The 5,597-nt window shown below is 72.1% G+C and carries 7 protein-coding genes and 1 rRNA gene; 3 read left to right on the plus strand and 5 right to left on the minus strand.

Annotated elements, in window-relative coordinates:
• Together ACIQOV_RS24930 and ACIQOV_RS24935 are read right to left on the minus strand one after the other, a co-directional pair.
• Positions 1–270 (minus strand): hypothetical protein (locus tag ACIQOV_RS24930; protein WP_401051960.1); only part of this gene is annotated, 270 nt, incomplete at its 3' end.
• Between the two features lie 239 nt (positions 271–509).
• Positions 510–1,115 (minus strand): YceI family protein, encoded by a 606-nt coding sequence (locus ACIQOV_RS24935; protein WP_401051962.1) that lies wholly within the window; start codon positions 1,113–1,115, stop codon positions 510–512.
• 228 nt (positions 1,116–1,343) lie between these two features.
• Here ACIQOV_RS24935 and ACIQOV_RS24940 point away from each other — a divergent pair, with 228 nt between their 5' ends.
• Both ACIQOV_RS24940 and aspS read left to right on the plus strand, forming a co-directional pair.
• Complete coding sequence (locus ACIQOV_RS24940; protein WP_359905082.1) at positions 1,344–1,697, plus strand: UBP-type zinc finger domain-containing protein; 354 nt, start codon at positions 1,344–1,346, stop codon at positions 1,695–1,697.
• A gap of 267 nt (positions 1,698–1,964) precedes the next feature.
• Positions 1,965–3,272, plus strand: a complete 1,308-nt coding sequence (gene aspS / locus ACIQOV_RS24945; protein ID WP_401051966.1) for an aspartate--tRNA(Asn) ligase — start codon at positions 1,965–1,967, stop codon at positions 3,270–3,272.
• Between the two features lie 169 nt (positions 3,273–3,441).
• Here aspS and ACIQOV_RS24950 read toward each other — a convergent pair whose 3' ends face one another.
• The 3 genes from ACIQOV_RS24950 to ACIQOV_RS24960 all read right to left on the minus strand — a co-directional run bounded on the left by ACIQOV_RS24950 (position 3,442) and on the right by ACIQOV_RS24960 (position 5,110).
• Positions 3,442–4,155 carry an IclR family transcriptional regulator gene (locus tag ACIQOV_RS24950; RefSeq protein WP_030246527.1) on the minus strand — a complete coding sequence of 238 codons (714 nt, stop codon included), beginning with the start codon at positions 4,153–4,155 and terminating at the stop codon, positions 3,442–3,444.
• Positions 4,156–4,423: 268 nt separating this feature from the next.
• Positions 4,424–4,540 (minus strand): 5S ribosomal RNA (gene rrf / locus ACIQOV_RS24955).
• An 87-nt stretch (positions 4,541–4,627) separates the two neighbouring features.
• The gene (locus ACIQOV_RS24960; protein WP_401051968.1) at positions 4,628–5,110 is read right to left on the minus strand and encodes a nuclear transport factor 2 family protein; all 483 of its coding nucleotides are present in this window, start codon (positions 5,108–5,110) and stop codon (positions 4,628–4,630) included.
• Between the two features lie 198 nt (positions 5,111–5,308).
• On the opposite strand from ACIQOV_RS24960, the gene ACIQOV_RS24965 reads away from it, so the two are divergent.
• On the plus strand, positions 5,309–5,597 hold a 289-nt coding region (locus tag ACIQOV_RS24965; RefSeq protein WP_401051971.1), incomplete at its 3' end, for a sigma factor.

Below are 5,597 nucleotides of genomic sequence, written 5' to 3' on the forward strand. Positions count from 1 at the left end.
GCCCTTGGCGTCGAAGATCTGGGTGGCCTGGGTGAGCGGCGGGGTCTTGAAGTCGGAGGGGACGTCCTCGAACCCCTCCGCCGTGTTCTTGGCCGCCAGCCCGATGCCGCCGGCGACGGGCAGGGCGAGGCCGGCCAGCAGCACGCCGGACACCACACTCACCCCCAGGAAGGTCGCACCGAAGCGGGCCAGCCGGAGCGGCGCCTTGCGGGGCGGCTGGGGGGCCGCGTCCTCGGCGGAACTCCATATCGGGGGGTGGTTCGAATCCATTCCGGAATGCTAACCGGTGAAAGTCACCGGCCGAACGGTTTTTCGGGCCCGGTTGTCACGGCTGTGCAACAGGCGGGGGACTGGCTCCGGCAGGGCGGGTCGTGTACGCACTGAGTGAATGCGGGGGAATTGGGTGGTCCGTACGCAATGCGGACCGATCCGTGTGCGGCGCCGCCCCCTCCCGTGGTCCTGCACTCACTGTGATGCGGTGGGCGGGCCGAAAGGTTGCGGGCGTCCGGTCAGGCGGCGGCACCTCCGGTCCCGGGGGCGGCGTCTCCGGTCCCGGGAGCGCTCTCCAGGACCGCTTCGACGTCGACCTCGACGTCGACCAGGTTGCCGACCACCGTGCCGCCCCGGTCCACCACGTCGTTCCAGCTCACGCCGAAGTCCTGGCGGTTGATCCGGGTGCTGGCGGTGAATCCGGCGCGCCGCCGGGGGCCCAGGTCGCGCCCGTCCTCCCACCACGGGGTGTCCCACTGCCCGAGGTAGGTCACGTCGAAGGTGACCGGGCGGGTCACGCCGCGGATGGTGAGCCGGCCCGTGACCTCGAAGCCGCTCGCGCTCACCTGGTGGACCTGTGATCCGACGAAGCTCCAGGTCGGGTGGTGCTCGACGTCGAAGAAGTCGGCGCTGCGCAGATGCGCGTCCCGCTCGGGCGAACCGGTGTACACCTGGGTCGCGTCGATGGTCGCCTCGACCCTGGCCTGCTCCGGAGCGTCCGGGTCGACCTCCAGGAAGCCGTGCACGTTCTTCAGCTGGCCGCGCACGTAGGTGACCATCATGTGTCTCGCGCGGAACTCCGCACCGGTGTGGCTGGGTTCGAAGAACCATTTCGTGGTGGCCATGGCGACTCCGTGGGGTAGTGGCCGGCGGGTCCCCGAGATCCCCTCCAGCCAGCGTAGGACGAAGCCGGCCCGCGGTCGTCCGGACGGCGGCCGACCCGCACCGCGGCCTCCCCCGCACCGCCGCCTCCCCCGGACCGGCAGCACCACCGCGGCCGCCCGCCGGACTGGCAGCACCACCGCGACCGGGCCAGGCTGGTGGGGACGGACCGCCCAGCCGAGGAGGCAGGTATGACCGGCGAGCCGATCCCGGGGATCGACCCCACCGCGGTGCCCAGCGGCGAGGGCTGCGCGGAGTGCCTGGCCGGCGGCGGGTGGTGGTTCCACCTGCGGCGCTGCGCGGCCTGCGGCCACATCGGCTGCTGCGACTCCTCCCCGGCCCAGCACGCGACGAAGCACGCCCGCGGGGCCGGCCACCCGTTCCTGGTCAGCTTCGAGCCCGGCGAGGACTGGTTCTGGAACCTGGAGACCGGCGCGTACTACGAGGGCCCGCCGCTGGCACCGCCCACCGCCCACCCGGCCGACCAGCCCACCCCGGGCCCGGCCGGCAAGGTCCCCGCCGACTGGCAGTCGCGGCTGCACTGACGGCCCCGCGGCCGCACCGGCGGCCCCGCGGCATTCGGCCGGGCACAGCCGAGCCGGACACAGCCGAGCCGGACACAACCGAATCGTTCCGGTGGCCCCTTGCGCCTCGCGAGGGGCCGCCGGGCGCTGTCCGCCCGCCCGGACACGGCGGAAAACCGGGCGACTCCCGCGGGCTTGATCCTCTACGGTGAACGCGCCCAGGGCGGCCGTTTACCGCCCGTCGACGTGGCGCGACCAACGCGCCCGCACCCCAGGGGGTCCCCTGTCATGACGCGCACCCTTGTCGTAGAGCTCCACGCGCACCTCGGAGAGACGGTCACCGTCTACGGGTGGGTGAACACGCTCCGACTCCAGCGGCGCATCCAGTTCGTGCTGGTCCGGGACCACACCGGTCTCGTGCAGGTCACCCACCTCCGCGGTGGGGAGGGCGACGCCGTCGAGGCCGCCTTCGAGGGCGTGACGGTCGAGTCCGCCGTGAAGATCACCGGAAAGGTCGTCGCCAACCCGCAGGTCAAGCTCGGCGGGCTGGAGATCGTCCCGTCCCGGGTGGAGGTGGTCTCACCGGCCGAGCCGAAGCTGCCGATCGACGAGAAGACCGGTATCGACCAGCGCCTGGACTGGCGCTTCCTCGACATCCGGCGCCCCTCCCAGCACCTGGTCTTCGACGTCCAGACGACCGTCGAGCGGGCGATGCGCGAGGTGGCGGCCGAGGAGGGCTTCACCGAGCTGCACACGCCGAAGCTGATGGGGACGGCCTCCGAGTCGGGCGCCGAGGTGTTCGAGGTCGGCTACTTCGGCCGCACCGCCTACCTCGCCCAGTCCCCGCAGTTCTACAAGCAGATGGCCATCGCCGGCGGCATCGACCGGGTCTTCGAGATCGGGCCGGTGTTCCGGGCCGAGCCGTCCTTCACTTCCCGGCACGCCACCGAGTTCACCGGGGTCGACGTCGAGATCGCCTGGATCGACGGGGTCGAGGACGTGATGGCCTTCGAGGAGCGGATGCTGCACCGCGTCCTGGCGGCCGTGGCCGAACACCACGGTGCGGCGATCGCCGAGCACTTCGGCACCGCGGTCACGGTCCCCGGGCTGCCGTTCCCCCGGATCACGATGGCCGAGGCGCTGGCCCGGCTCCGCGCCACCGGCTGGGACCGGGAGGGCGCCAAGGAGGACCTCGACCCCGAGGGCGAGCGCGCGCTGTGCGCCCTGATCGCCGAGGAGACCGGGCACGAGTTCGTCTTCGTCACGCGGTTCCCGGCCGCCGTACGGCCGTTCTACCACCTGCGGCCCGAGGACGACCCGACCGTCACCGAGTCCTTCGACCTGCTGTGGAACGGCGTGGAGATCACCACCGGCGCCCAGCGCGAGCACCGGTACGACCGTCTCGTCGCCCAGGCCCGGGAGAAGGGCATGGACACCGGGCCGCTCTCCGGATACCTCGACTGCTTCCGCTACGGCACGCCGCCGCACGGCGGGTTCGGTCTGGGGCTCGGCCGGCTGCTCATGCTGGCGCTGGGCCTGCCGTCGATCCGTGAGGCGACGTTCCTCTTCCGGGGCCCGCACCGGCTCGAACCGTAGGACTCGAACCGTAGGACTCGAACCGTAGGACCCGAACCGCAGGACTCGAACCCTGGACGGGGACGGACGGCCGGAACGACGGAACGGGCCGCGCCCGAGGAGGTCTCTTCCTCGGGCGCGGCCCGTTCTTTCGTGTCCGTCGGCCGTCGTGTCCGTCGGCCGGATTCCGTCAGCTGCGGCGCAGGGCCTCGGTGAGCCGGTTGGCGGCTTCGATGATGGCCTGGGCGTGCAGCCGGCCCGGGTGGCGGGTCAGGCGCTCGATGGGGCCGGAGACGGAGACGGCGGCCACCACGCGGTTGGACGGCCCGCGGACGGGGGCGGAGACGGACGCGACGCCCGGCTCCCGCTCCCCGATGGACTGGGCCCAGCCGCGGCGGCGGACGCCGCTGAGCGCGGTGGCGGTGAAGCGGGCGCCCTGGAGGCCTCGGTGGAGGCGCTCGGGCTCTTCCCAGGCCAGGAGGACCTGGGCGGCGGAGCCGGCCTTCATCGGCAGGGTGCTGCCGACGGGGACGGTGTCGCGCAGGCCGGAGAGTCGTTCGGCGGCGGCGACGCAGATGCGCATTTCGCCTTGGCGGCGGTAGAGCTGCGCGCTTTCCCCGGTGACGTCGCGCAGGTGGGTGAGGACGGGGCCCGCGGTGGCGAGCAGTCGGTCCTCGCCGGCGGCGGCGGAGAGTTCGGACAGGCGGGGGCCGAGGATGAAGCGGCCCTGCATGTCCCGGGTGACCAGGCGGTGGTGTTCGAGTGCGACGGCGAGTCTGTGGGCGGTGGGGCGCGCCAGACCGGTGGCGGCGACCAGCCCCGCCAGCGTGGCGGGGCCCGACTCCAGTGCGCTGAGCACCAGAGCGGCCTTGTCGAGAACGCCGACGCCGCTAGTGTTGTCCATAGCATGATATTGCAGTCTCAGGTAGCGAGACGCAAGTCCGTTTCGATGTTCGCCATCCTCTCAGATACCCGCAAAGCGGCTCTTCCGGGACTCCGCATCTCACATGCTGGATGCGTCGGAGGGCGCGCCGCAGCACCGGAACCGCGGGCGGCGAAACGGCGGGGGGAATGGCGGGAGAAACGGTGGGGGAGCGGCAGGGGAAGCGCCAGGGGAAATGAAAAAAGCCCCTGCCGTGTCACTGTCGGACACGGCAGGGGCCGTAAGAAGAATTCGGCGGCGTCCTACTCTCCCACAGGGTCCCCCCTGCAGTACCATCGGCGCTGAAAGGCTTAGCTTCCGGGTTCGGAATGGAGCCGGGCGTTTCCCTCTCGCTATGACCACCGAAATGATCGGGCCGGGCAATTGCTCGAAAGCATTGCCTTCGCCTCGCTGCAAATCATAGCAGGAGGGAAAACGAGGGGATTCCGCGGCCTCAGCGGCCGGCGTCCGTCGGGCCGGTCCACGGGGCCGGCCGGGCCGGGTCCGGTGCCGAGCCGGGCAGCGGGCTGGTGTCCAGGTACCGGGTCTCGTAGACCCGCTCGGTGAACCGCCAGCCGTCCGCCGTGCGCCGGTACCGGTCGTGGTAGATCGCGTGGTTGATCCCCTGCCGGCCGTCCTTGAGGCGCGCGAGCTCGTACATGTGGGCGCGGCCGGTCGCGGTGTCGCCGTCGATCACGACCGCCCCCGGGTGGGTGTTCTGGATGAAGAAGTCCCACTGCTCCTGGAGCTTCTCGCCGCCGGCCCGGATCTGCTCCGGGCCGGTCAGCTCGATCGGGACGTCGGGCATCCGCAGCACGCCGTCGGGGGTGAACAGCGCGGCGAGGCGGGCGCGGTCGCGCATCATCACCGCGTCGGTGAACTCGGCCTGCAGGGCCGTGATCTCGACGCGGTCGGCGATCGCCTGGAAGTCGGTCATCGGGTTCTCCGTTCCGTTGCACAGGTACGACGGACAGGACAGAACAGCCGCTCGAAATGTGACATGAGCGGGAAGGCGTCACATCCCGGGCCGCCGCGCTGTCATAGGAGGAGCGGAGAGCCGTCGAGTCGAAGGGGTGGGGACACGGTGCGGGAAGCAGGGGGCGGCACCACGACCGAGCCGGGCCCGGGCGCGATCATGGGCGAGCGGCGCCGGCTGATCGACCTGGCGTACCGGCTGCTCGGTGCGCCGGCCGACGCCGAGGACGTGGTGCAGGAGACGTACGCCCGCTGGTACGCGCTGCCCCGGCGGGAGCGGGAGGCGATCGTCTCGTCCGGCGGCTGGCTGACCACGGTGGCCAGCAGGATCTGCCTCAACCGGCTCGGCTCGGTCCGGGTGCGGCGGGAGCGCCACGTCGGCGGGTGGATCCCCGGGCCGCTGCCCGCGCGCCGGGAGTGGACGGACCCCGCGGCCGACCCCGCGGCCG

Source organism: Kitasatospora sp. NPDC091257 (genome assembly GCF_044757675.1).
GTDB lineage: Bacteria > Actinomycetota > Actinomycetes > Streptomycetales > Streptomycetaceae > Kitasatospora > Kitasatospora lactacystinica.